The 24,356-nt window shown below is 61.4% G+C and carries 26 protein-coding genes; 19 read left to right on the top strand and 7 right to left on the bottom strand.

The genetic code is table 11. The annotated features are described in order from the left end of the window. Positions 1-48 precede the first annotated feature (48 nt). The 17 genes from ACK4FZ_RS16285 (at position 49) to ACK4FZ_RS16205 (ending at position 14,576) form a co-directional block, all read left to right on the top strand. Positions 49-1,386: a sigma-54-dependent transcriptional regulator gene (locus ACK4FZ_RS16285; protein ID WP_409822701.1), complete on the top strand. Its 1,338-nt coding sequence runs from the start codon at positions 49-51 to the stop codon at positions 1,384-1,386. Positions 1,387-1,413: 27 nt separating this feature from the next. Then, positions 1,414-1,734, top strand: coding sequence for a flagellar hook-basal body complex protein FliE (fliE, locus tag ACK4FZ_RS16280; protein WP_409822698.1), 321 nt, complete (start codon positions 1,414-1,416; stop codon positions 1,732-1,734). Between the two features lie 58 nt (positions 1,735-1,792). Further along, positions 1,793-3,538 (top strand): flagellar basal-body MS-ring/collar protein FliF, encoded by a 1,746-nt coding sequence (gene fliF / locus ACK4FZ_RS16275; protein WP_409822695.1) that lies wholly within the window; start codon positions 1,793-1,795, stop codon positions 3,536-3,538. Beyond that, the gene (gene fliG, locus ACK4FZ_RS16270; protein ID WP_144372063.1) at positions 3,531-4,529 is read left to right on the top strand and encodes a flagellar motor switch protein FliG; all 999 of its coding nucleotides are present in this window, start codon (positions 3,531-3,533) and stop codon (positions 4,527-4,529) included. Before fliF ends, fliG begins: the two co-directional genes overlap by 8 nt. Continuing rightward, positions 4,519-5,304: a FliH/SctL family protein gene (locus ACK4FZ_RS16265; RefSeq protein WP_409822692.1), complete on the top strand. Its 786-nt coding sequence runs from the start codon at positions 4,519-4,521 to the stop codon at positions 5,302-5,304. Before fliG ends, ACK4FZ_RS16265 begins: the two co-directional genes overlap by 11 nt. Continuing rightward, the gene (gene fliI, locus ACK4FZ_RS16260; protein WP_409822689.1) at positions 5,297-6,691 is read left to right on the top strand and encodes a flagellar protein export ATPase FliI; all 1,395 of its coding nucleotides are present in this window, start codon (positions 5,297-5,299) and stop codon (positions 6,689-6,691) included. Before ACK4FZ_RS16265 ends, fliI begins: the two co-directional genes overlap by 8 nt. An 8-nt stretch (positions 6,692-6,699) precedes the next feature. Then, entirely contained in the window at positions 6,700-7,125 is a 426-nt protein-coding gene (gene fliJ, locus ACK4FZ_RS16255) for a flagellar export protein FliJ (RefSeq protein ID WP_409822686.1), read from the top strand. Positions 7,126-7,198: 73 nt separating this feature from the next. Next, positions 7,199-8,668, top strand: a complete 1,470-nt coding sequence (locus ACK4FZ_RS16250) for a flagellar hook-length control protein FliK (protein ID WP_409822683.1) — start codon at positions 7,199-7,201, stop codon at positions 8,666-8,668. Positions 8,669-8,754: 86 nt separating this feature from the next. After that, positions 8,755-9,309 (top strand): flagellar basal body-associated protein FliL, encoded by a 555-nt coding sequence (gene fliL / locus ACK4FZ_RS16245; protein WP_409822681.1) that lies wholly within the window; start codon positions 8,755-8,757, stop codon positions 9,307-9,309. 6 nt (positions 9,310-9,315) lie between these two features. Further along, positions 9,316-10,326 (top strand): flagellar motor switch protein FliM, encoded by a 1,011-nt coding sequence (fliM, locus tag ACK4FZ_RS16240; protein WP_409822678.1) that lies wholly within the window; start codon positions 9,316-9,318, stop codon positions 10,324-10,326. Further along, entirely contained in the window at positions 10,319-10,771 is a 453-nt protein-coding gene (fliN, locus tag ACK4FZ_RS16235; protein ID WP_409822675.1) for a flagellar motor switch protein FliN, read from the top strand. Before fliM ends, fliN begins: the two co-directional genes overlap by 8 nt. Further along, positions 10,768-11,202 carry a flagellar biosynthetic protein FliO gene (gene fliO, locus ACK4FZ_RS16230; RefSeq protein ID WP_409822672.1) on the top strand — a complete coding sequence of 145 codons (435 nt, stop codon included), beginning with the start codon at positions 10,768-10,770 and terminating at the stop codon, positions 11,200-11,202. The genes fliN and fliO overlap by 4 nt, the downstream gene beginning before the upstream one ends. Further along, entirely contained in the window at positions 11,199-11,942 is a 744-nt protein-coding gene (gene fliP / locus ACK4FZ_RS16225; RefSeq protein ID WP_409822669.1) for a flagellar type III secretion system pore protein FliP, read from the top strand. Before fliO ends, fliP begins: the two co-directional genes overlap by 4 nt. 11 nt (positions 11,943-11,953) lie before the next feature. Further along, a complete protein-coding gene (fliQ, locus tag ACK4FZ_RS16220; RefSeq protein WP_409822667.1) occupies positions 11,954-12,223 on the top strand; it encodes a flagellar biosynthesis protein FliQ in 270 nt (89 codons plus the stop codon). Positions 12,224-12,226: 3 nt separating this feature from the next. Further along, positions 12,227-13,003, top strand: coding sequence for a flagellar biosynthetic protein FliR (gene fliR, locus ACK4FZ_RS16215; RefSeq protein ID WP_409822664.1), 777 nt, complete (start codon positions 12,227-12,229; stop codon positions 13,001-13,003). A gap of 77 nt (positions 13,004-13,080) precedes the next feature. Beyond that, on the top strand, positions 13,081-13,806 hold the full coding sequence (locus ACK4FZ_RS16210) for a YebC/PmpR family DNA-binding transcriptional regulator (RefSeq protein WP_409822661.1): 726 nt from the start codon (positions 13,081-13,083) through the stop codon (positions 13,804-13,806). After that, positions 13,806-14,576, top strand: a complete 771-nt coding sequence (locus ACK4FZ_RS16205; RefSeq protein ID WP_409822658.1) for a substrate-binding periplasmic protein — start codon at positions 13,806-13,808, stop codon at positions 14,574-14,576. The genes ACK4FZ_RS16210 and ACK4FZ_RS16205 overlap by 1 nt, the downstream gene beginning before the upstream one ends. A gap of 53 nt (positions 14,577-14,629) precedes the next feature. Here the strand turns inward: ACK4FZ_RS16205 and ACK4FZ_RS16200 are convergent, their stop codons facing one another. From ACK4FZ_RS16200 to ACK4FZ_RS16170, 7 genes are all read right to left on the bottom strand, one after another. After that, entirely contained in the window at positions 14,630-15,544 is a 915-nt protein-coding gene (locus tag ACK4FZ_RS16200; protein WP_409822655.1) for a glutaminase, read from the bottom strand. 114 nt (positions 15,545-15,658) lie between these two features. Then, positions 15,659-16,315, bottom strand: a complete 657-nt coding sequence (locus ACK4FZ_RS16195; RefSeq protein WP_409822652.1) for an HD domain-containing protein — start codon at positions 16,313-16,315, stop codon at positions 15,659-15,661. 117 nt (positions 16,316-16,432) lie between these two features. Beyond that, positions 16,433-17,293: a flagellar motor stator protein MotA gene (gene motA, locus ACK4FZ_RS16190; RefSeq protein ID WP_409822649.1), complete on the bottom strand. Its 861-nt coding sequence runs from the start codon at positions 17,291-17,293 to the stop codon at positions 16,433-16,435. Positions 17,294-17,381: 88 nt separating this feature from the next. Further along, the gene (arfB, locus tag ACK4FZ_RS16185; RefSeq protein WP_409822646.1) at positions 17,382-17,774 is read right to left on the bottom strand and encodes an alternative ribosome rescue aminoacyl-tRNA hydrolase ArfB; all 393 of its coding nucleotides are present in this window, start codon (positions 17,772-17,774) and stop codon (positions 17,382-17,384) included. 56 nt (positions 17,775-17,830) lie between these two features. Then, positions 17,831-19,006 carry a GGDEF domain-containing protein gene (locus ACK4FZ_RS16180; protein ID WP_409822643.1) on the bottom strand — a complete coding sequence of 392 codons (1,176 nt, stop codon included), beginning with the start codon at positions 19,004-19,006 and terminating at the stop codon, positions 17,831-17,833. Beyond that, positions 19,003-20,394: an FAD-binding oxidoreductase gene (locus ACK4FZ_RS16175; protein WP_409822640.1), complete on the bottom strand. Its 1,392-nt coding sequence runs from the start codon at positions 20,392-20,394 to the stop codon at positions 19,003-19,005. Before ACK4FZ_RS16175 ends, ACK4FZ_RS16180 begins: the two co-directional genes overlap by 4 nt. Before the next feature lie 162 nt (positions 20,395-20,556). After that, a complete protein-coding gene (locus ACK4FZ_RS16170; protein ID WP_409822637.1) occupies positions 20,557-22,338 on the bottom strand; it encodes an ABC transporter ATP-binding protein/permease in 1,782 nt (593 codons plus the stop codon). Between the two features lie 144 nt (positions 22,339-22,482). Here ACK4FZ_RS16170 and cysS point away from each other — a divergent pair, with 144 nt between their 5' ends. Beyond that, positions 22,483-23,856 (top strand): cysteine--tRNA ligase, encoded by a 1,374-nt coding sequence (gene cysS / locus ACK4FZ_RS16165; RefSeq protein WP_409822634.1) that lies wholly within the window; start codon positions 22,483-22,485, stop codon positions 23,854-23,856. Between the two features lie 127 nt (positions 23,857-23,983). Next, on the top strand, positions 23,984-24,199 hold the full coding sequence (gene rpmE / locus ACK4FZ_RS16160; protein ID WP_144372042.1) for a 50S ribosomal protein L31: 216 nt from the start codon (positions 23,984-23,986) through the stop codon (positions 24,197-24,199). Positions 24,200-24,356: the final 157 nt, after the last annotated feature.

The following is a 24,356-nucleotide window of genomic DNA, read 5'->3' as shown; positions in this document are numbered from 1 at the left end:
CGCTGCGGCAGGCTGCCGCAGCGCTAGTGTGAAACAGAAGAAGCAAGCATGAAACGATTGCCCGTACTGGTGGTGGAAGACGATGCCGACCTGCGCGAAGCGCTGGTGGATACCCTGATGTTGTCCGGTTTCAATGTGGTGGAAGCCAGCGACGGCGAAGCCGCGCTGGAGGTGTTGCGCCAGGAGCCGGTGGGCCTGGTGGTGTCCGACGCGCAGATGCAGCCGATGGACGGCTACACCCTGTTTGCCCACATCAAGGACCGTTACCCGGGGTTGCCGTTCGTGCTGATGACCGCTTACGGCGTGGTAGAGCGCGCCGTCGAGCTGTTACGCGCCGGTGCCAGCCATTACCTGCTGAAACCGTTTGAGCCGCAGCGACTGATCGACGAGGTGGAGCGCTTTCTGCTGGAAGCGCCCGAAGTAACGGCCGAAGCCATGGTGGCCGAGTCGGCGGCCATGAAGCAGATCGTCTCGGTGGCCAGCCGCGTCGCGCCCAGCGACGCCAGCGTCCTCATCACCGGGCCCAGCGGCGCCGGCAAGGAAGTGCTGGCGCGTTTCATGCACCAGCACTCGCGGCGCAAGGATGGCCCGTTTGTGGCAGTGAACTGCGCGGCGATTCCGGATAACCTGCTGGAATCCACCCTGTTCGGTCACGAGAAGGGTGCTTTTACCGGCGCCACCAGCGCCATGCCGGGGAAGTTCGAGCAAGCACAGGGCGGCACCATCCTGCTGGACGAAATTACCGAAATGCCGCTGCCGCTGCAGGCCAAGTTGCTGCGCGTGCTGCAGGAGCGCGAAGTGGAACGTGTTGGCGGCATGCGCACCATCAAACTGAATATTCGCGTGCTGGCTACCAGCAACCGTGACGTACAGGCCGAAGTGGCCGCCGGGCGTTTTCGCGAGGATTTGTACTTCCGGCTGAATGTTTTCCCGCTCAACCTGCCCGGTTTGGCCGAGCGACGGGACGACATTCTGCCTTTGGCACGAAAATTGCTGCGTAAGCACGCTGAAGCCATGGGAAAAAGCCGTCTGGTGCTGGGCGCCGATGCCGAGCGAGAATTGACGGCCTATAGTTGGGAAGGTAACATCCGCGAACTGGACAATGTAATGCAACGAGCGGCAATTCTTGCCGCGGGTGCGGAAGTTTTTGCCGCCGATCTGATGCTGAATGTTGCCACGTCCGCTAAAGCCATTCCTGTTCCCGAAGTGCCCCAGGCTGCCCCGCAAGAAACCGACATGCGTTCGGTGGAAAAGCGTCATATTCTGGAAGCGCTGGCGGCGACGGGTGGTGTAAAGAAACTGGCCGCAGAGCGGCTGGGCATGAGTGAAAGAACGCTGCGCTACAAGCTGCAGCGCTATCGCGAAGAGGACGGCGAGTCGGTTTGATCGCCCCGTGTTACGGACGAGGTCAACATGTCAACGCAAGGTATCAATCAGTTGCTGGGCGAGCTGCGCGCCATGTCTGCACTGGCGGCCGGCAAACAGGCGCCGGCCACGGAAGAGACACCGGAGGTTGATTTCTCCAATGTGCTGAAAACCACGCTGGAGCAGGTCAACCAGGTGCAGCAGACGTCCCAAGAGCTGCAAAAACGCTTTGAGCTGGGCGAAGAAGGCGTCAATATCCAGGACGTCATGGTAACCATGCAGAAGGCCAGCCTGAGTTTCCAGACCATGATGCAGGCCAGGAACAAGCTGGTTTCGGCTTACCAGGAAATCATGAATACGCAAGTGTAGCGCTGCGCTGGTTAACCTCGGCTGGCAGCGGAAGAATCAATAACGAAACAACCACTGTATGGCTGATCTGGTAGACAACGCTACGCCTGCCTGGAGGGTGCGCCTGAACGAAGCGCTGGAGCGCTTCAAGGCCCTTCCCAATAACAAGAAAATCATCTTCTTCACCGCGGTTGCCGCGGTGTTGTCTATTGCCATTGCGCTGTTTGCCTTTAATCGCGAGCCGGCATACAAAGTACTGTTCACCGGCTTGGCCGACCGTGATGGTGGCCAGATTACCGCCGCCCTGCAACAGATGAACGTGCCATACCAGATTAGTGATGGTGGCGTGATTTCTGTACCCAACGACAAGGTTTACGATGTACGGCTGAAGTTGGCCAGTCAGGGCTTGCCCAAGGCGGGGGGGGTCGGTTTCGAGCTGATGGACAAACAGAAATTCGGCATCAGCCAGTTTGCCGAGCAGGTCAACTATCAGCGCTCCATCGAAGGCGAGCTGGCACGTACCATCGAATCGGTTGGCGTGGTCGAGGCCGCTCGCGTGCATCTGGCCATGCCCAAGCAAAGCGTGTTCGTGCGCGAGCAGCAGCTGCCTACTGCCTCTGTCATGCTCACGCTACGTGGTGGTCGCATTCTGGATGCCGGCCAGATCGCCGGTATCTTGCACCTGGTTTCCAGTTCGGTACCCAACCTGCCGGTGCGCAATGTCTCCATCGTCGATCAGGATGGCAACCTGCTGTCCAGCTTGCCAGACCTCAACAACGCGTCCGGTCTCGACCGGCGCCAGCTGGATTACGTGCGTCAGATTGAGGCCGATTACGCCAAGCGTGTCGAGGCTATCCTTGAGCCTATTTTCGGCAAGGGCAATGCCCGCGCCCAGGTGACGGCCAACGTCGATTTTGCCGAGGTAGAGCAGACGTCGGAAACCTATCGTCCCAACTCCACGCCCAATCCGTCTGCCACCCGCAGTCAGCAGATTGTCGAATCGTTGGGGCGGGATGCCAGCCTGCCTTCCGGTGTGCCTGGTGCACTGACCAACCAGCCACCGTCGGCAGCATCGGCCCCGTTGACCCTGCCGCCGGGAGCGGCGCCGGGTACGGCAACTTTGTCCGGTTTGCCGATGGGTACCGCCTCGGGCACGATCAACCGTGAGATCACCACCAATTACGAGGTGGACAAGACCATTCAGCACACCAAGATGCCCAAGGGCAATATCAAACGGCTGACGGCTGCGGTGGTGGTGAACTACAAAATGGTGGCCGATGCTAACGGTGAGGTGAAGCCTACCCCGTTGACCGAGAAAGAATCAGCACAAATCCAGAGTCTGGTGCAGGAAGCCATCGGCTACAATAAAGACCGTGGCGACTCGGTGAATGTGGTCAATGCCAGCTTCGCCGACACGGTACCGGCCAGTACCGCCAAAGATCGTATTATCGACTTTGTCAGCCTCAATGCGGGTGAGCTGATCAAATATGGCCTGCTGACGCTGGCAGTGCTGTACCTGCTGTTCGGTGTGGTGAGACCCATCATGCGCGACGTTACCAAGCCGCCGGCACCGGTGCTGCCGGAAGGGGAGCAGGAAGGCGCAGCCGCTACCGCTGGCGGCCGTTTGCTGGCGGTGGCCGGCGAAGAGGGCGAAGACGGTGTGTCCGCTACCGGCGAAGGCAGTGCGGGCAGCGAAAACCTCGATCCGAAGGAGCAGGCCCGTCGTCAGTACGAAGCCCATCTGCAGGCTGCTCGTGACCTGGTGAAAGCCGATCCGCGCATGGCAGCGCAGATCATCAAGGAATGGATAACGTCAGATGAGTGATGCCGGTATTCGTCGCAGCTCGGTGCTGCTGTTCAGCCTGGGGCAGGCCGAGGCGATCGAGGTATTCAAATACCTGGGGCCCAAAGAGGTGCAGAAGCTCAGTCTGGCCATGGCCGGCCTGAGCAACCTCAGCCACGAGGAAGTGGAAAAAGTCGTCGGCCAGTTCCGCGAGGAGTGCGCGGCGCGTGCCAACTTTGGCGCTACCGACGAATACCTGCGTAACGTACTGGTGGAAGCGCTGGGCCCGGACAAGGCGGCCAACCTGCTGGACAAGATCCTGCAAGGCAACGACCACAGCGGTATCGAGAGCCTGAAGTGGATGGACCCGTCGTCGGCGGCAGACCTGATCCGCAACGAGCACCCGCAGATTATCGCCACCATCATGGTGCACCTCGATCCCGACCTGTCCAGTGCCATCCTGTCCTACTTCCCCGAGCGCATGCGTAACGAGGTGCTGATCCGTACCGCCACGCTGGAAGGCGTACAGCCGCAGGCCCTGCGCGAACTGAACGACGTACTGACCCAGCTGCTGTCCGGCTCCGACCGCGTCAAGAAGAGCGCTGCCGGTGGTGTGGGCATGACCGCCGAAATCCTCAACTTTTTGGGTTCCAACGTCGAAGCCTCGGCGCTGTCCTACATCCGCGAGTACGATCCGGAGCTGGCGCAGCGTATCCAGGACAAGATGTTCGTGTTCGACAACATCCTGGAAATCGACGACCGCTCCATCCAGACCATTCTGCGCGAAGTGCAGTCCGACTCGCTGGTGGTGGCACTGAAGGGTACCAGCCAGGAACTCAAGGACAAGATTTTCCGCAATATGTCGTCGCGTGCTGCCGAAATGCTGCGCGACGACCTGGAATCCAAAGGCCCGGTCAAGCTGTCCGAAGTGGAAGCCGAGCAGAAGGAAATCCTCAAGATCGTGCGCAAGCTGGCCGACGAAGGCCAGATCGTGATTGCAAGCAAGGGTGGAGACGAAGGCCTTGTCGAGTAACAACATCATCCCGGCAGAAGCGCTCGGGCAGTGGCAGTCGTGGCGGTTCGGTGAAATCGGGGCGGCGCCGGCGCCTAGCCCGGAGCCGGCACCCGCCGCGGCCAACCCTAGCGAAGCCCCCGTCGAGGGGCTTTCTGCTTTGCAGCCGCCAGTAGCGGCCGAGCCGCTGGAACCGGCCGCCGAGCTGCTGCCGGAAGAGCCGGTTCTGCCGCCGCCGGCGTATCCGACTGCTGCTGAGCTGGAAGCCATCCATCAGGACGCCTGGCAGACCGGCTTTGAGGCCGGCAAGCAGGAGGGTTTTGCCCAGGGGCAAGCGGAAGGCGCGCAGCAGGCGCTGGCCGACGCTGCGGCCAACTTCGAGCAATACTGGGCGCCGTTGGCGCAGCTGCAGCAAGCCATGCAAGACCAGCTGCAACAGCTGGGGGCAGGCCTGTCGGCCGAGGTGCTGCAATTGGCGGTAGGGTTTGCCGAACAGATTGTTGCCGCGCGTATCGCGCTGGACGACAAGGCGGTGCTGCCGGTGCTGCAGGCGGCGCTGGACGATATCGGCCACGGGCTGACCCAGGCGCGGGTACGCGCCAATCCGGAAGACCTGGCCGTGATCCAGGCCTTTGCCCAGGAGCGCCACCCGGCCACCAGCTGGCAATGGCTGCCGGACGAGGCCATCGCGCGCGGTGGCTGCATTGTCGATACCGGCACCGTGCGGCTGGACCTGACGCTGTCACCAAGGTTGGCCGCATTGCGCGAAGCGCTGGGGGTGCCCGACCATGATTGACCTGCTGCAAGCGCAGCGCGACTACCTGCAGTCGTGCCGACAGACGTTGCAGCAGACGCCGGCATGGTTGCCGGAAGGCCAGCTGACGCGTGTGACCGGCCTGGTGATGGAGGCGGTGGGTTTGCGCCTGCCGGTAGGCAGTGCCTGCGAGGTGCAGGTAACGCCCGAGCACGTGGTGGAGGCCGAAGTGGTGGGCTTTGCCGGCGACAAGCTGTTCCTGATGCCGGTTAGCAATATCCAGGGCTTGCTGCCCGGCACGCCGGTACGGCCGGCACGTTGGGTGCAGCCGCCGGCTTACGGCCAGCAGCAGGTCAAGGCCGAGGTCAACGGCCCGCTGGGGCGGCAAGTGCCGGTAGGGCTGAGCCTGCTGGGCCGGGTGCTGGATTCGCTGGGCCGGCCGCTGGACGGCAAGGGAGGCGTGTTTCCCGAGGCGTACTACCCGCTGTACAGCCAGCCATTGAACCCGTTGCAGCGTACCCCGGTGCGCCATGTGCTGGACGTGGGCGTCAAGGCCATCAACGGTCTGTTGACGGTTGGCCGCGGCCAGCGTCTGGGCCTGTTTGCCGGCTCTGGTGTCGGTAAATCGGTGCTGCTGGGCATGATGGCGCGCTTTACCCGCGCCGACGTGGTGGTGGTGGGCTTGATCGGCGAGCGGGGGCGCGAGGTGAAGGACTTCATCGAGCACATCCTGGGCGAAGAAGGCCTGGCACGTTCGGTGGTGGTGGCCGCCCCGGCCGACATGCCACCGCTGATGCGTCTGCACGGCGCCGCCTACGCTACCGCGCTAGCCGAATACTTCCGCGCCCAAGGCCTGGACGTGCTGTTGCTGATGGACTCGGTCACCCGTTATGCGATGGCGCAACGCGAGATTGCACTGGCCATCGGCGAGCCACCGGTCAGCAAGGGTTACCCGCCGTCGGTGTTTGCCAAGCTGCCGCAGCTGATCGAGCGCGCCGGTAACGGCGAGGCGGGTGGGGGCTCGATTACGGCTTTCTACACCGTGCTGTCGGAAGGCGATGACCAGCAAGACCCGATCGCCGATTCGGCGCGGGCCATTCTGGACGGCCACTTCGTGCTGTCGCGCGAGTTGGCCGAATCCGGCCACTATCCTGCCATCGATATCGAGCAGTCGATCTCGCGGGTAATGGTGGACGTGGTGCCGCGCGAACACATGGACAGCGCCCGCCGCTTCAAGCAGCTGTTCTCGCGCTACCAGCGCAGCCGTGATCTGATCAGTGTCGGCGCCTACGTACCCGGTTCCGACCCGATGCTGGACGAAGCCATCCGCCTGCATACCCGGCTTACCGGCTTTCTGGTGCAGGCACAGCACGAAAATGTCGACGCCGGCATGAGTACCATGTTGCTTAATGAAGTGCTGACCGGCTGATCATCGTTATGAGCAAGTTCGACCTGCTGATTCGTCTGGCTAACGACCGCCTCGATGCGGCAGCCGAGCGCATGCGCAAAGCGCAGGCGGCGCAGCAACAGGCGGAAAACACACTGTTGCAGGTGAAAGGCTTCATCCAGGACTATCAGCAGCGCATGCTGCAGCAAGGTCAGGCCGGTACCAGCGTGGCGCAGTGGGCCGACTTTCGCTTGTTCATGCAAAAGCTGGGCGACGCCGAACAGCAGCAGCAGCGCGAAGTCGACCGTGCCATGCAGCGTTTCCTGATGGAAAAGCAAGCCTGGCTACAGCAGCGCAAGCAGCTGAAGTCGTACGAGGTGTTGCAGGCGCGCGAGAAAGTCCGTCTGGCGCTGAAGCAGCGTCGCCAAGAGCAAAAGGCGCTGGACGAATTTGCCGCCCGCCGCAAGCCGGACTAAGGTTAGCACCTGCTACGGTGCATTGGCATGTTTTCTGCTTTAAAGCCGCTGTTCCGTACCCGAGGTGCCGATCATGGGCTTCTCTCTTAAACCGGTTGCCGACGTAAGCCGCGCGCCCCAAAGCGCTGCCGCAACCGCGCCAACCATTGCCGGACAAGCCGGTAGCAGCGATACCTGGCTGTTTGCTGATTTGTTTGCCGGCCAACTGGGTGGTGTCGGCAGTAGTGTTGCGGCCAACGATCCTGGCGCGGCGTTGGGTCTGGTAGCCAGCCCGGCTAGCCTGTTGCCGCAACCATCTGCGCCGCAGTCGCTAGCGGACAGGCCTCTACCCACAGTGGATGAGCAGACCTTGTCATCCGGGCGCGTTGACGATGCCTTGCTGGCTCAGATGCAGGCTGCCTTCCCTTTGCCAGTAGCCAAGCTTACCCCGCCAGTTGCCGACGCGAATGCGGAGCCAGCCAGCGATGCTGCCAGCCCGGCGGTATTGGTACCCGATGCCGCGACAGCTGCTGCCATGCAGGCTGGGCTGCACGTCCCGCCAGCACAGCCTTCCCGTCGCGATGCGCCGCTTGAGCGCACCGGTACTGAAAGCGGTTTGCCAGCTGCGCAGGCGCTGCCAGAGTTGGCGCGTCAGCTTGATGCCAGCCAGGCTGGCCAGTCGCCGCGCTTGCCAGAGGCTGCCAGTGCCGTACCGTCGTTGCTGGCGTTGTCGCCAGCCGAGCGCGAGGCGTTGGCCCGCCGGCTGCAGGCTGGCACTGCGCAGCCTGCCAACACCCATGCCGGACCCTCCGCGCCTGTTACACAGCCTGGTGTTTTCTTGCAAGCGCAGCAGTCGGCAGCGCAGTCGGGGCAGGGCGATGCCATGCGCCAGCCGTGGACGCCGGCCAGTGACAGCATGTTGCCTGCGCGTCAGCGTAACGAGGTGCTCCCGGCGGATGTACGCTTGATGTTCCGCCGCGAAGCAGCGCAGGCCACGGCAGACATGGCGGCAAATCAGGAACTGTCAGCCGGCAGCCAGCGGCAAATGTTGCCGCCGCTGCTGACCGCACCCGCCTCAGCGTCCACCCCGGCAACTGGCGACTGGCGCATAGCGCAGCCAATGGCCGATACCCCGCAATGGCGGGAGGCGTTTGGCCAGAAGCTGGGTAGCATGGTGTCAATGAACGTCGACTCTGCGAGTATCCAGGTTAATCCCGAGCAATTGGGGCCGCTGGATATCTCCATCCGCTTCGATCAGCAAGACAGGGCCATGATTTCGGTGGTGGCGGCCAACGTTGAAGCCAAGAGCATTGTAGAAAACAGTTTGCCGCAACTGGCCAAGCTACTGGAGCAGGGCGGCATCCAGTTGGGTAGCACCCAGGTTTCCACCCAGCAACAGGCCAGTCAGCAAGCGCAACAACAAGCGCAGGAACAAGCGCGACAGCAATCGGGTCAACACGGACAGCAGCGCCATGCCGCCGCTCGACAGCCTGATGAGACCCGGCTGGAGCGCGAGATCGCTGCTTCCGGGCAGCATCATCATGGTTTAAGTATCCAGGCATAAGCTTTTATCAAGCTAAACGCTGTTCAACTGACCCGGAAATAAGGAAAATACGCAGCAACCTTTTCTTCATCACGAGTTGAACCCACATGGCTGAAAAAGAGAAAAAAGACGACGCGAAAGCTGCAGCCGCTCCGGCGCCGGCGGGTGGCAACAAGAAGCTGATGATCATCGTCATCGTGCTTCTGGTGTTGGTGCTGGCAGCAATTGGTGGTTTGGGCGCTTATCTGTTCCTGGGGCAAAAGCACGCGGCCGAAGCCGCTGGTGGTGGCCATGCTTCTGCCGAGAAGGCCGAGGCACCCAAGAAGAAAGAGAAAAAGGAAGGCCCGCCCATCTTTGAAAAGGTGGAGCCCTTCGTGGTGAACCTGTCCGGAGGCCCCACCGCGCCGATGCTGCAGCTTGAAATGCAAGCCGAGCTGTACGACGAAGCCGCCAAGACCAACTTCAAGGCTTACATGCCCAAGATTCGTAGCGCCGTCATCCTGCTGCTGTCGTCCAAGAGCGAAGAAGAAGTTGCGTCGCCCGAGGGCAAGGTGAAACTGCGTGCGCAGATCAAGCGCATCATGAACGAGTCGATGGATGCCGCCGAAGAAGAACCGGTAGAGAGCGTCCTGTTCACTTCCTTCATCATCCAGCAGCAGTAAGCGTCTATGGCTGATGAAATCCTGTCCCAGGAAGAGGTAGACGCGCTACTGCGCGGCGTTACCGGGGAGGAGGACGACGAAGCAGGTGGTGCGGACAGCGGCGCAGTACGGTCGTACGATATCGGCCGTCAAGAGCGCATTGTCCGCGGCCGCATGCCGACGCTCGAGATCATCAACGAGCGTTTTGCGCGCAATCTGCGTATCGGCTTTTTCAACTTCATCCGCCGTAATGCCGAGATTTCGGTCGGCCCGGTGCGGGTGCAGAAGTACAGCGAATTTATCCGCAACCTGGTAGTACCTACCAACCTCAACCTGGTTCACATCAAGCCGCTGCGCGGTACCGGTCTGCTGATTTTCGACCCGGATCTGGTATTTCTGGTGGTCGATAACCTGTTCGGCAGCGATGGCCGCTTTCACGTTCGGGTAGAGGGCCGCGACTTTACCCCTACCGAGCAGCGTATCATCCAGAAAATGCTGGAAGTGGTGTTTACCGAGTACCAGAAAGCGTGGGAGCCGGTTTACCCGATCGAGTTTTCCTACCTGCGTTCCGAGATGAATACCCAGTTTGCCAACATCGCCACCCCTACCGAGGTAGTGGTGGCGGTGACTTTCCATATCGAGCTGGGTGCTGGTGGCGGGGATTTCCACGTCTGCCTGCCATACTCGATGGTGGAACCGCTGCGCGATATTCTGGCCAGTGCCATGCAAGCAGACCGTACCGAGGTGGACAACCGCTGGGTCAACCTGATGCAGCGCCAGGTACAAGCGGCCGAGGTAGAGCTGGTGGCCACGCTGGCCACGGCCAAGATTACCCTGGGCCAGATCCTCAACCTCAAGCAGGGCGATGTGATCATGGTGGATATCCCCGAAAAGCTGGTGGCCGACGTGTCCGGCATTCCGGTGCTGGAGTGCAGTTATGGCACCGTGTCCGGCAACTATGCATTGAAGGTAGAGACGATTCTGGCCGGAGCGCACGACCTGGCCGACTCGCCAAACGGAGAAAACGAAGATGGCTGAAGAACAAGGCTTTGACCCCGATTCCGTCGCCGGTGCCGTGGATGGTGGCAACGACGTGATGGACGACTGGGCAGCGGCGATGGCCGAGCAGGAAGTGGCAGAAAATACTGCTGCGGCCGAGGCCAAGTCGGCCAGTTCCCTGTTTCAGGATTTCTCGGGTGCCGCACAGCCGCAGGGTGGCCCGCAAAACCTGGACATGATTCTCGACATCCCGGTGCAAATCACCGTGGAGCTGGGTCGTACCAAGATCGCCATCCGCAACCTGCTACAGCTGGCGCAAGGCTCGGTAGTAGAGCTTGATGGTCTGGCTGGTGAGCCGATGGACGTGCTGGTGAACGGCTGCCTGATTGCCCAGGGTGAGGTGGTGGTGGTGAACGACCGTTTCGGTATTCGCCTGACCGACATCATTACCCCGGCCGAGCGCATTCGCCGGTTGCAGAAATGATGCGCAGCCTGATCGCGTTGGCCCTGTTTGCCGGCCCGGCCTGGGCGGCGGCCCCTCCGGTAGAGGGGCCTTCGCCTTTATGGAGCTTGTTGCAGATGCTGTTCGGGCTGGCCATCGTGCTGGCCGCCATTGTCGGGGTGGCCTGGTTGTTTCGTCGCTTTACCATGACCGGCATGCTGGGCCGCATTCAGCCGGCCAAGGTGGTCAGTGGCGTCATGGTTGGCCCGCATGAGCGGGTAGTGATTGTGGAGCTGGAAGGCGAGTGGCTGGTGCTGGGCGTTACCTCGCGCAGTGTCACCCTGCTGAAGACGCTGGATAAGCCGCCGCAGGCGGAAGCGGCCAACGTGGCGGCGACCATGCCGCCGTTTGCGCAAAAGCTGGCCGCCATCATCGAAAAGAGCCGTAAGCGCCAGGGGGGCGAGGCCGAATGAAACGCAAGTTCTGGTTGGCGATGCTGTTGTCGCTGCTGTTGCCACTGAGTGCCTGGGCCGCCGGTCTGCCAATGATGAACAGCACGCCCAGTGCTGGCGGCGGGCAGAATTATTCGCTCAGCCTGCAGATGCTGTTGTTCATGACCGGGTTCACGTTCATCCCGGCCATGGTGCTGATGATGACCGCCTTTACCCGCATTGTCATCGTGCTGTCGTTGCTACGCCAGGCGCTGGGTACCATGCAGTCGCCGCCTAACCAGGTGCTGATCGGGCTGGCCTTGTTCCTCACCGTGTTCGTGATGGCACCGACGCTGGACGAGGTGTACAACAAGGCCTGGGTGCCGCTATCGGAAGACCGCATTACCTTCCAGCAGGCGGCAGACGAAGCCGCCAAACCGATGAAGGCCTTCATGCTCAGCCAGACGCGCGAAAAAGACTTGCAGTTCTTCATTGAGATTTCGCAGTCTCCAGCGCCGGCTACCAAGGCTGACGTATCGCTGAAAACGCTGGTGCCGGCTTTTGTGGTCAGCGAGCTGAAAACCGCATTCCAGATCGGTTTCATGGTGTTCATCCCCTTCCTGATCATCGATCTGGTTGTGGCCAGCATCCTGATGGCAATGGGTATGATGATGGTGTCACCGGTCATCATCTCGTTACCGTTCAAGATGATGTTGTTCGTACTGGTCGATGGCTGGGCATTGCTGCTGGGCTCGCTGGTGCAGAGCTTTGCGGTTAAATAGCAGGAGGCGCCATGACCCCGGAAACAGTCATCAATCTGGTACAAAACGCCCTGTATATCCTCATTCTGGTCTCGGCCCCGCCACTGGCTGCTGCCTTGCTGGTCGGCCTGCTGGTCAGCATCCTGCAGGCGGCCACCCAGATCAACGAGATGACCCTCACCTTCATCCCCAAGCTGCTGGCCATGTTCGTGGTGCTGGTACTGGCCGGCCCCTGGATGCTCAATACCCTGCTGGACTACATGACACGGCTGTTCCAGAGCATTCCCAGCGTTATCGGTTAGCCCATGCTCAGCATTAGCGATGCCCAGATCAACGCGCTACTGGCGTATTTTTTATGGCCGTTTGCTCGCATCGTCGGTCTGATGCTGGCCGACCCGCTGCTGTCGTCCAAGAGTATTCCCAAGCGTTACAAAGCCGGCTTTGCCCTGTTTCTGACCGTGCTGCTGGCGCCCATGCTGCCGCCCATGCCGGAGGTATCGGTAGTGTCGGCGCAGGGTACGCTGATCGTCATTCAGCAGCTATTAATCGGCATCATCATCGGGGTGGTGATGCGGGTAGCGCTCACCGCGGTGGAAATGGCCGGTTTTCTGATGGGTTCGCAGATGGGTCTGGGCTTTGCCATGTTTTTCGACCCGCAGCAATCAGCCCAGGTGCCAGCGGTATCGCGGGTGCTGACCGTGTTTGCTACCTTGCTGTTTCTTACTTTTGACGGCCACCACATCCTGATTGCTACGTTGGCGGAAAGCTTTCGCCTGATGCCGGTGGGTGCCCCGCTGCCGGTCAGCTCGCTGAACGCGGTGGCAGTGTGGGGCGGCCAACTGTTTGCCTGGGGCTTGTGGCTATCGTTGCCAGTGGTGGGAACCTTGCTGGTAATCAACCTGGCCATCGGCGTGATGACGCGGGCAGCGCCGCAGTTCAACGTGTTTTCCTTTGGTTTTCCGGTGACGCTGTTCATCGGCTTTGTGGCGCTGTACCTGTCGCTGCCGCTGATGGAGCCTGCCATCAGCCAGATTTACCGCGAGTCGTTCGACTTTATCGGCGGGGTGCTGAAGCTGCGCTAGCTTTTTGCTAAAATCGCGCTCTGCTTTTTTGCGGCTTGCCGGTGGCAAGCTGCCAACACTATCAAACCGAGGCTTTTATGGCTGGCCACAGTAAATGGGCGAACATCAAGCACAAGAAGGAACGCGCTGACGCCAAGCGCGGCAAAATCTTTACCCGTCTGATCAAGGAAATCACCGTTGCCGCCAAGATGGGTGGCCCGGATCTGGATTCCAACCCGCGCCTGCGTCTGGCCGTGGATAAAGCCTGGGACGCTAACATGCCCAAGGACAATATCCAGCGCGCCATCGACCGTGGTGCCGGCACGCTGGAAGGTGTGGACTACATGGAATGCCGTTACGAAGGTTACGGCATTGGCGGTGCGGCAGTGATGGTGGACTGCCTGACCGACAACAAGACCCGCACTGTAGCCGACGTTCGCCACGCTTTCTCCAAATATGGCGGCAATATGGGTACCGATGGCTGCGTGGCCTTCCAGTTTACCCACTGCGGCTACCTGGTGTTTGCACCGGGTACTGACGAAGACGCGCTGATGGAAAAGGCACTGGAAGCCGGTGCCGACGACGTGGTCAGCAACGACGACGGCTCGCTGGAAGTGATTACCCCGCCGTACGAGTTCACCCGCATCAAGGGCGAGCTGGAAGCGGCCGGCTTCAAGTCCGAGATGGGCGAGGTGACCATGCGTCCGCAGAACGAGTCGGTACTGGCGGGCGATGACGCTGTGCGTATGCAGAAGCTGCTGGACGCGCTGGAAGACCTGGACGACGTGCAAGAGGTGTACACCTCTGCGGTGCTGGAAGGTTGATGCTCGTAGTCCGCCTGGCCAAAGCCTGCTCGATAGCAGGCTTTTTGTTTGCATTGTGCCACCCTGGGTTGGCCGCCGCCGAGCCCTTGCGCATGTACTGCAGCGAGCATACGGTGCCAAAGCACTACGCCGAGTATGGCAAGGCCAGGGGTTACGGTGTGGAGCTGGGTCTGGCGATTCTGAAGCAGGCCGGTATCGAGGTGCGTGCCCATTGCGTACCGTGGGCGCGTGCCATCCAGGAGGTAGCGGCCGGCAAGGGCATCATGGCGCCGGTGTTTTCCAAAACGCCGGAGCGCGAGCAGCAGATGCTGTTTTCGCTGAAAGTGATGGATGACCCGGTGGTGTTGGTGCAGGCTGCGGCGCGGCCGTTTGCCTTTCACCACCCCACCGATCTGGCCGGGCGTCGGGTGGGTACTACGCGTGCCTCGCGTTTTACCGAAGCTTTCAATGCAGCCATGCCTTCCATGCTCATCAACGAGGACGGTGGCCCGCAGCAAAGGCTGCAGATGCTGGTGGCTGGTCGGCTGGATGCCGCTGTGATCGCTGGCGGTGTGCATGCGGTGCGCTATAACGCACGACAGGCGGGTATTGCCATCGAACAGCTGCGCATTGTCAGCCTGCCCATCATGCAAGACCCGAACTACTTTGCCATCTCGCGGCAGCACCCGCAGGCCAAGGTGCTAATGGACCGTCTGAACCGTACCATCGTGCGCATGAAGCAGGATCGTAGCCTTAACCAGCTGCTCGCCGAGGCGCAGGCACGCTACTAGGGCTGATCTGTAGCCGAGCCTGGCCGCAGCAGGTGTGCTGCGGCCAGGCTGGCTTAGAACACCGATTCGCCGCTACGGGTGGTGAAGCGGTCCAGTGCCTCCAGGCCCGCCAGCGAGTTGCCGCGCGCGTCCAGCCCCGGGCTCCACACCGCAATGCTCATCTTGCCCGGCAGGATGGCCAGAATGCCGCCGCCGACGCCGCTCTTGCAGGGCAAGCCCACACGGTAGGCAAACTCGCCGGCCGCATCATAAGTGCCGCAGGTAAGCATGATGGCGTTGATCTGCTTGGCTTGGCTGCGGCTTAGGCGTTGCTTGCCGCTTACCGGCGACATACCGTGGTTGGCCAGAAACAGGCCGGCGCGTGCCAGTTCGCGTACCGATATGCGCAGGCTGCAGGCGCGGAAGTAGTGCGCGAGTACCTGATCCACCGGGTTGCGGACATTGCCACAGCTTTTCATGAAGTGCGCCAGTGCTGCGTTGCGGTGGCCGTGTTCCGCTTCCGATGACGCAATGACGTAATCGAAATCCAGGGCCTCCTCACCGCTTTCCTCGCGCAGGAAGGTGCGTAGCGCCGCACTGCTGTCGCCCAGCTGGCTGATGGCGATGTCGGTCACCGCCAGCGCACCGGCGTTGATGAACGGGTTGCGCGGGATACCGTGCTCGTACTCCAGCTGTACCAGCGAGTTGAACGGGTTGCCAGAGGGTTCCTTACCCACGCGTTGCCACAGGTCTTCGCCGGTTTGGGCCAGGGTTTGCGCCAGCATGAAGGCTTTGGAAATGCTCTGGATGGAAAAGCGCTTGTCGGCGAGGCCAGTATGGTAGTGCCGGCCGTCCAGGGTGGAAACCGCCATCGCAAACTGCTCGGTGCTTTCGCCGGCCAGTGCCGGGATGTAGTCAGCCGGTTTGCCGGCTGACAGGTAGGGGACGATATCGCGGGCGATGTCGTCAATCAGTTGCTGAATGTCCATTTTTTATCACAGGTGTTGTGGTGGTGAAGGTGGCACGGACGGTCTTTGCCATCCTGTTGCCGGTGCCTGTGGCCAGGGTTGGCCGCAAGCTGCCGCGGGTTGGCCCGCGTGCATTCAGGGCTGGGGTGGGGTGCCCCATTCGGCCAGAAAGGTGGCCCGGAACTGCATCAGCCAGGCCAGGCGTTGTTCGCCCAGCGACCGGCCGGCTGCGGTCTGCATGGTGGCGGGCAGCGTCGCCAGTTTCACGGTGATGTGGTCCAGTGCGTAGCGGCGGTCGTCCAGCGGCCGCTGCAGCGCTTGCGGGTCATCCGGGTGCGCCAGCTGGCTGTCCATCTTACCGGCGGTATAAAACAGCCTTGCCAGGCCCACGGCACCCAGTGCGTCCAGACGGTCGGCGTCTTGCACAATCTGTGCTTCCAGTGTCTGCGGTGTGATGGCCGCCGAAAAGCTGTGCGCCTCGATGGCGTGGCCGAGCGCGGCCAGCTTGTCGGCCGGGAAGCCGGCAGCGGCCAGCTCACGGCAGGCCAAGGCTGCCGCCTGGCGCGAGGCCAGATGGCGTTGCGGATGGTTCTTGGGCAGGTTGACCAGATCGTGCAGATAGCACGCCGCCATCACCACCAGCGCGTCGGCTTGCGGGTAGCTGTCCAGCAGCAGGCGGGCGGCTTGCCATACGCGCTGCAGGTGGGCCAGGTCGTGCGCGCCGTCGTCGCCTGCGTGCTGCTGGGCCAGTTGCTGGCAGACGGCCTGCCAGTGGGTTGCATCGTACGTCATGGGGTGGTTTTGCAATGAAGGCCGCCCATTAAAAAAGGCTGGCCGCAGGCTGTCAATGCGTGTCGGGCCAAAAAGCAAAAAGCGCCCCGAGGGGCGCTGTTGTCGGCATGAAGCGGGTTACTTCTTGCCTTTGATGCTTTCTTCCAGCTCCTGGAAGGTGGGGCGTTCGGTGGAGTACAGCACCTTGCGGCCGAATTCGACCGCGGTTTGCGGGGCATAACCTTGCATGCTGGCCAGCAGCACGGTTTTGATGCACTGGAACTCCTTGGTGCTGTCGTCCAGTTTCTGCTCCAGCAAGGTACCCAGCGGCGCCACGATACCGTAAGCCAGCAGAATGCCAAGGAAGGTACCGACCAGTGCCGAACCGATCATGCCGCCCAGCACCGCTGGCGGCTGGCCTACCGAGCCCATGGTGTTCACCACGCCCAGTACCGCTGCCACGATACCGAAGGCCGGCAAGGCATCGCCCAGCCGGGTAATGGCGGCTGCCGGCGCGTGGCCTTCGTGGTGGTGGGTCTCGATCTCGATGTCCATCAGGTTTTCGATTTCCATCGCGTTCAGGTTGCCGGACACCATGATGCGCAGATAGTCGGTGATGAAGTCCATCACGTGATGATCGTGGGCGATGGCTTCGTATTTGGAAAACACCGCGCTGCTGTGCGGGTCTTCGATGTCTTTTTCCACCGACATCAAGCCTTCTTTACGGATCTTGACCAGGATTTCAAACAGCATGCCCAGCAAGTCCATGTAGCGGGCTTTGGTGTAGTGCGAACCCTTGAACAGGGTAGGCAGCGCGCCTTTGACGGCTTTCAGCGTCTTGCCCTGGTTGGTCACCACGAAGGCACCGATGGCGCCGCCCAGAATGGCCATCATTTCTGTGGGCAGTGCCTTGATGATGACCTGCATATTGCCACCGTGCAGGATGTAGGCGCCGAAAATACAAGCCAGGGTAATGAGATAACCGATACCAACGTTCATGAGCCTGCGTTCCCCTTGATAGGCAAGGCGTGAGATTGTCTGAATTTAAGGATAGAAGCGCCGGGAATGCCAGCCGCAGCGCAGCATGTCAATAATCTACCCTGCCACGCAAGGCCTTGATGCTACCGCGATTGGATTTGCCTGCCAACCGCCGTAGCTGGCTGCCGCGCGTGGGTTTGGTTGCCTTGCGTGGCTTGTCGCGGTGGGCGGCAGCGTCAATCAGGGCTTGAAGACGCTGCAGTGCATCATCGCGGTTTTGTTCCTGGGTACGGTATTGCTGCGCCTTGATGACGATGACGCCATCCTTGTTGATGCGCTGGTCTGCCGCGGCCAGCAAGGCCGTCTTCAGCGTGTCTGGCAGCCGCGAGGCGGCAATATCGAAACGCAAGTGTATGGCGCTGGCCACCTTGTTGACGTTCTGGCCACCGGCGCCTTGGGCGCGGATGGCGCTCCATGTCACGTCGTCCGGGTGAAACTGCATGGTGATGCTGTCCTGTCAAAAGCAGCCGGCAGTCTAGGGCCTGCCTTGCTGGCTGGCTAGCCTAACGCACTGCGTGGCGCCTGCCGCCGCTCGGCAAACGGTAGTGCCGGGTCTTGGCTGCGCTGGCGTTTTCTGAGGTACATGGCGTTGTCAGCCTGTTCTATCAATGCTTCCAGGTTGGTACTGGCGTGCATGTCGCAGCGGCCGATACTGGCGGTAATGGATACCACGTTGCCCGAGGGCAGGGCGATCGGTCGGCTCAGCTCGTAATCCAGCTCGGCGATCAGCCGGTCAATTTCTTGTGGCTGGCGGCGGCTCAGCGCCACAATGAACTCGTCGCCGCCAAAGCGGCAACACACGTCGCCATGTTGTAGCGATGTCATCAGCCGTTCGGCAGTAATTTGCAGTACCACGTCGCCTGCCTTGTGGCCGTATTGGTCGTTCACCGGCTTGAAACGGTCCAGATCGATCTCCAGTAGCGCCAGGCTGCTGTGCTGCGACGCGCTTTCCAGCAACTGGGTGATATGGCGAATGCCAGCGCGGCGGTTGAACAGGCCGGTCAGCAGGTCGCGGTCTGCCATGTGTTGCATCTCGTTATGGCTGCGGGCCAGCTCGCGCATGGCTTGCTCGGCCTGATGTCGTGCCGTTCGCAATTTGCGCAGGTTGTCGTAATAGCGCCGGGCGTGATGCAGCATGATGCGCGCCACAGCCAGGCTGAGCAGCAGGCTGATGGTGACGTTTTCGATCACGGTGGCCATGGCAAAGCTGCTCAGCTCGAACAGCTGCAGCGACGCTACCGCAATGGTCCAGTTGCATAGCGAAGCCATGCACAGCAGGCGAAAGCGCGATGCCGTGGCCAGCAGTACCAGATCGATGACGGCAAACCCTTGGGTCATGGACAGGTAATCCACGCCGATGCGGTTCAGCTCGTAGCCAAACCACACCACGATCAGCGGGTACACCACGCCTACGCTGGCATGAAACACATTGCCCCACAGCCGGCCGCGACGGCCGTGCATCAGCAGCAGGGCACCGAAAGCCCACACAATGCCAACCACGCGTGGCAGCAGGATGCTTTCCCAGTGCGAATAGTGCTGGAAGTACTCCACGCAAAACATCAGCGTGAAAATACAGCCCACCAGCAGTGCCGCAGTACGGCGCGCGGGCAGGGCGTAATGGTCCTGGCGCTGCGCAAAGTGCGCGGCGCGGCGCGGCTTGCGTGACAGCATCATGGCTGTAGCGGAAAGATCTTGCCGGGGTTGAGCAGGCCTTGCGGGTCTAGCGCCTGTTTGATGGCACGCATCAGCTGCAGGCCGTGCGTGCCGGCTTCTGCGGCCAGATAGGCCTGTTTACCAATACCGATACCATGTTCGCCGGTGCACGTGCCCTCCATTTGCTGGGCACGCAGCACCAGCCGGTGGTTGATGGCCTTGGCGCGCGCCAGGCTGGCGTCGTCGCCGGGTTGAACCAGCAGCATCAGGTGGAAATTGCCGTCGCCCACGTGGCCGAACAGCGGTGCAGCCACGCCTTCGGCGGCCAGGTCGGCGTAGGTGGCCTCGATGCATTCGCTCAGGCGCGAAATCGGCACACAGACGTCGGTGGCGACGCAGCGGCTGCCCGGTTGCAGCTGCAGGCCGGCAAAGTAGGCGTTATGGCGCGCCTGCCACAGCTTGTTGCGGTCTTCGTCCTGGGTGGCCCAGGCAAAGTCGCCGCCGCCGTTGGCCGCAGCCAGCTCGCCCACCATGGCTGCTTGTTCGGCTACCGCTTGCGCGGTGCCGTGGAACTCCAGGAACAGCGTCGGGCGTTCGGGGTAGTCGGTGCGGCTATGGCGATTCACCGCCTGCATGGTCAGCCCGTCCAGCATTTCGGCCCGCGCCAGCGGTATGCCGCACTGGATGCTCTGGATGACGGTATCGACCGCGCCACGCACGCTGTCGAAATTCACCACCGCTGCCGACATGGCTTCCGGCATGCCATACAGACGGACGGTGACTTCGGTAATGATGGCCAGCGTGCCTTCCGACCCTACCAGTAGCCGCGTCAGGTCGTAGCCGGCCGATGATTTGCGGGCACGGCTGCCGGTGTGCACCACTTCGCCGCTGGCCAGTACTGCCGTCAGCGCCAGCACGTTTTCGCGCATGGTGCCGTAACGGACGGCATTAGTACCGCTGGCGCGGGTGGCGCTCATCCCGCCCAGCGTGGCGTCGGCACCGGGGTCGATAGGGAAGAACAGGCCGCTGTGTCGCAGCTCGCGGTTAAGCTGCATGCGGGTCACGCCGGCTTCCACCGTGGCGGTAAGATCGGCCTCGTGTACCGCCACAATCCGGTTCATCTGCGACATATCCAGGCTGATGCCGCCGTGAATAGCCAGCGTATGGCCCTCTACCGAGCTACCGGCACCATAGGGGATAAGCGGTACACCGTACTGGCTGCACAGGCGTGCGATGGCGCTGACTTCGGCGGTGTTATGTGGCCATGCCACCGCGTCCGGCAGTGCGTCGGGGTGGCAAGACTCGTCGTGACCGTGGTGGGCGCGGACGGCGTCAGCCACGCTGATGCGCTCGCCTAACGGGGTACGCAGTGCGGCAAGCAGGTCGGGCAGGGCAGAAGGATGCGGCATGATGACGATATACAATGCGATGACATTCGATTATGCATCGGATCGGTGTTTTATTGTATGTTTTGATATAAAAAAAGCCACCTATCATGAGGTGGCAGTTTCAAGTGTTGCATGCGCCGCAGGGGGCTGCAGCGCATGCTCCAGCAGTATCGAAGCCGCCGGCTAGCTGTCTGTTTGCCAGCCGCCGCTGCCCAGTAGCTGTAACTGGCGGTTGTGGTGTGTCAGCAGCGTGCTGCGATGGCCCACGCTGACCAGTACCGTGCCGGGCAGCTGTTCACGTACCAGCCGGTACAGCGCGTCTTCCAGCCCTTCGTCCATGGCCGAGGTGGCTTCGTCCATGAAGGCTACTTGTGGTGCGGCCAACAGCAAACGGCCGAAAGCCAGCCGTTGTTGCTCGCCCAGCGACAGAATGCGGCTCCAGTCGGCTACCTCGTCCAGCCGGCTGCTTAGCTGGCCCAGCTGCACCGCTTTCAGCACCTGGCTGATGCGCGCGCTGTCAGCAATGGCGGCCTGCGGGTAGCTCAGCGCGTCGCGCAGGCTGCCCAGCGGCAGATAAGGCCGCTGCGACAAGAACAGTGCACCCTGCTGCGGGTAGGCAATCTGCCCGTCGCAGTGTGGCCACAGCCCGGCCACGGCGCGTAGCAGCGTGGTTTTGCCGCTACCGGACGGGCCGCGAATCAGCAGCGCGTCGCCACTGTGCAGCGCCAGCTGCAGCTGGTCGATCAATACTTGTTGATCGGGGCGGCGCACGGTGAAGTTTTGCAGTGTCAGACCGCTATCGATATCGTTACGAGCAGCTTGCGGCAGCTGGACGGCTTGCTGGCAGGCATCCTGAAAACCGGTAAGGCGGTCCAGCACGGCTTTGTATTCGGCAAAGTTGTCGTACGAGGTACGGAAGAACGACAGATTGCTTTGCAGCTGGCCGAATGCCTGCGCGGTTTGCACCATGTCACCCAGCGAGATTTCTTTGGCAAAGAAACGCTTGGCTTGCAGCAGGAAGGGGAAGATAACCCCGGTCTGGCTGACGGTAAGGTTAAAACCGCTTAGCTTCAGGTTACGGAAAACCAGTGCCCATACATTGTCGATGACTTCGCCAAAGCGCTGGCGCAGGCTGTTGCCTTCTACCTGTTCGCCACGATAAAAGGCGATGTTTTCGCTGTATTCGCGCACCCGCATCAGGTTGTAGCGGTAATCGGCGTTCAGTTTTTCGTTGAGGAAGTTAAGGCGGATCAGCGGCCGGCCGATGCGGAAGGCAAACACGGTTGCCACGATGACGTAGACGTAGGCAATGAACACCGTGCTGCGCGGAATCTCCACCCCAAAAATGGCCAGCGCGCCCGACAGCCCCCACAGGATGATGGTGAATTCGAAGGTGGATACCAGCGCGTCGATCACCCCCATCGACAGGGTGAGGCTGCTGCCGACAAAGCTGGTGATGTCTTGCTGGATACGCTGGTCGGGGTTGTCCGCCGGCGTCGCCAGATGGTGGCTGCGGTAGTAGGCCTGGCCCTGCAGCCATTGCCCCAACAGACGCTCGTTCAGCCACTGTCGCCAGCGAATGACGAAAGCCTGCTGCAGGTAGTACTCGAACAGCACGCGGCCAACGTGTGCCGTGGCTAGCGCCGCAAACAGCAGCATCGATGCCCAGAAGGCTTTTTCGTCCAGCTTTTGCAGCGCGGTGTACATGCCGTTGTACCAATTGGAAAACAGCACGCTCAGCCGCACCCCGGCCAGGGTAATCAGCACGATCAGCAGCAGGCTCAGCAGCGGCCGCCAGCCGTGTTTGCGCGGCTGGAAGTAGTCGCCGGACAGCCGCCAGAACTGCCGGCCCCACTGTGTATGCCGCGTCAGTAGCCATACCGCGCCGCCGCTGAGCAGCAAGGTAATCACCATGGCCTGGCCCAGCCAGATCAGGCTGGCCAGCAGTTCGCTTCCCCAATTCACAATGCTTACTCCTGTCTTGATTTCTTGTTCTGCACGCCGCGTCTGGCTTGGCCCTGCTGCCTGTCGGCGATGCCGGCTGCAGGGGGCTTGACGGCTTTGCTACAATAGCGGTTCGTCACATAACCGGAACAGGCCAAGGTAGCCATGCTCAACCTCTATAACACACTGACCCGCCAGAAAGAAGAATTCAAACCCCTCGTACCCGGCCAGGTAAAGATGTACGTGTGTGGCATGACCGTCTATGACCTGTGCCACATCGGCCACGCCCGCATGCTGACCGCGTTCGACGTCATCTACCGCTGGTTCATGGCCAGCGGTTACGACGTGACCTATGTGCGCAATATTACCGACATCGACGACAAGATCATCAAGCGTTCTGCCGAGCGCGGCATCAGCGCCGAAGCGCTGGTGGAAGAAACCATCGCCGACATGCACGCCGATACCGAAGCGCTGGGCCTGTTGCGGCCAACCTTCGAGCCGCGTGCCACCCAGCACATTGGCGGCATGCAGGACATCATCAGCAAGCTGATCCACCGTGGCAAGGCCTACCCGGCGCCCAACGGCGACGTGTACTACGCTGTGCGCGAATTCGATGGCTACGGCAAGCTGTCCGGCAAGACGCTGGAAAGCCTGCGCGCCGGCGAACGCATCGACGTGGACCCGAACAAGCGCGATCCATTCGACTTTGTGCTGTGGAAAGCCGCCAAGCCGGGCGAGCCGCAGTGGCAAAGCCCGTGGGGCGCCGGCCGCCCCGGCTGGCACATCGAGTGCTCGGCCATGAGCTGCCACCACCTGGGCGAACATTTCGATATCCACGGCGGCGGTGAAGACCTGCAGTTCCCGCACCACGAGAACGAAATCGCCCAGAGCGAGGGTGCTCATGGTCACCAGTACGTCAACTACTGGATGCACAACGGCTTCATCAACGTGGACGGCACCAAGATGTCCAAGAGCCTGGGCAACTTCTTCACCATCCGCGACGTGCTGGGCCATTTCGACGGCGAGGTCATCCGCTTCTTCATCGTGCGCAGCCACTACCGCAGCCCGGTGAACTTTACCGACGGCATCCTCAACGACGCCAAACAGGGCCTGACCCGTCTGTACACCGCACTGCGCGGCCTGGACCTGCCCGCCAGCAGCGGCATCGACTGGGCCAACCCGTACGCGGCGCGCTTCAAGGCGGCGATGGACGACGACTTCGGCACCTCCGAAGCGGTGTCGGTCCTGTTCGAGCTGGCTGGCGAAGTGAACAAGAGCAAGGACCTGGTGCTGGCCCGCCTGCTGAAAGACCTGGGCGGCGTGCTGGGCCTGCTGCAGCGCGACCCGGAAGCCTTCCTGCAAGGCGACAGCGCCGAAGGCGGCCTCAGTGCCGAACAGGTGGAAGCGCTGATCCAGGCGCGCAAGGACGCACGTGCGGCCAAGAACTGGGCCGAGTCCGACCGCATCCGCGACGAGCTGACGGCTGCCGGCATCGTGCTGGAAGACAGCGCCGGCGGCACCACCTGGCGTCGTGCCTGAGGCATCAACAGCAGGGAAGGTTGGCCGCGGCCAGCTTTTCCTTGCCAATATCCGGCATAGTCTGGATAATCACGCGTTTTGAAGAAGTACAGGCAAAACCCCTGTACCCGAGTGAAAAGGAAAAGCCATGCAAGCCGATATTCAGCCGAACTACAAAGAAGTAGCCGTTACCTGCTCCTGCGGTAACCAGTTCACCACCAAGTCCACCATGGGCAAAGAAGCGTTCCACATCGAGGTGTGCTCCCAGTGCCACCCGTTCTACACCGGCAAACAGAAGATCGTTGATACCGCTGGTCGCGTTGATCGCTTCAACCAGAAGTTTGGCAACTTCTTCAAGCGCTAATCCGCTTGCAGGACCCAAAAAAGGCAGCCAGTGGCTTAATGCCAGTCAGTTAAGACTTGCGACTGCAAATCCAGTAAAAGGGAACATGTTCATCATGTTCCCTTTTTTGCTGTATGAGCCTGCTACAACGCGCATTAAATGACACGCTGCCACACAC

Source organism: Vogesella sp. (assembly GCF_046297735.1).
GTDB classification, from domain to species: Bacteria; Pseudomonadota; Gammaproteobacteria; order Burkholderiales; family Chromobacteriaceae; genus Vogesella; species Vogesella urethralis.
Note: the sequence above shows the minus strand (reverse complement) of the source record. Positions and strands in the feature narration are given on the sequence as shown.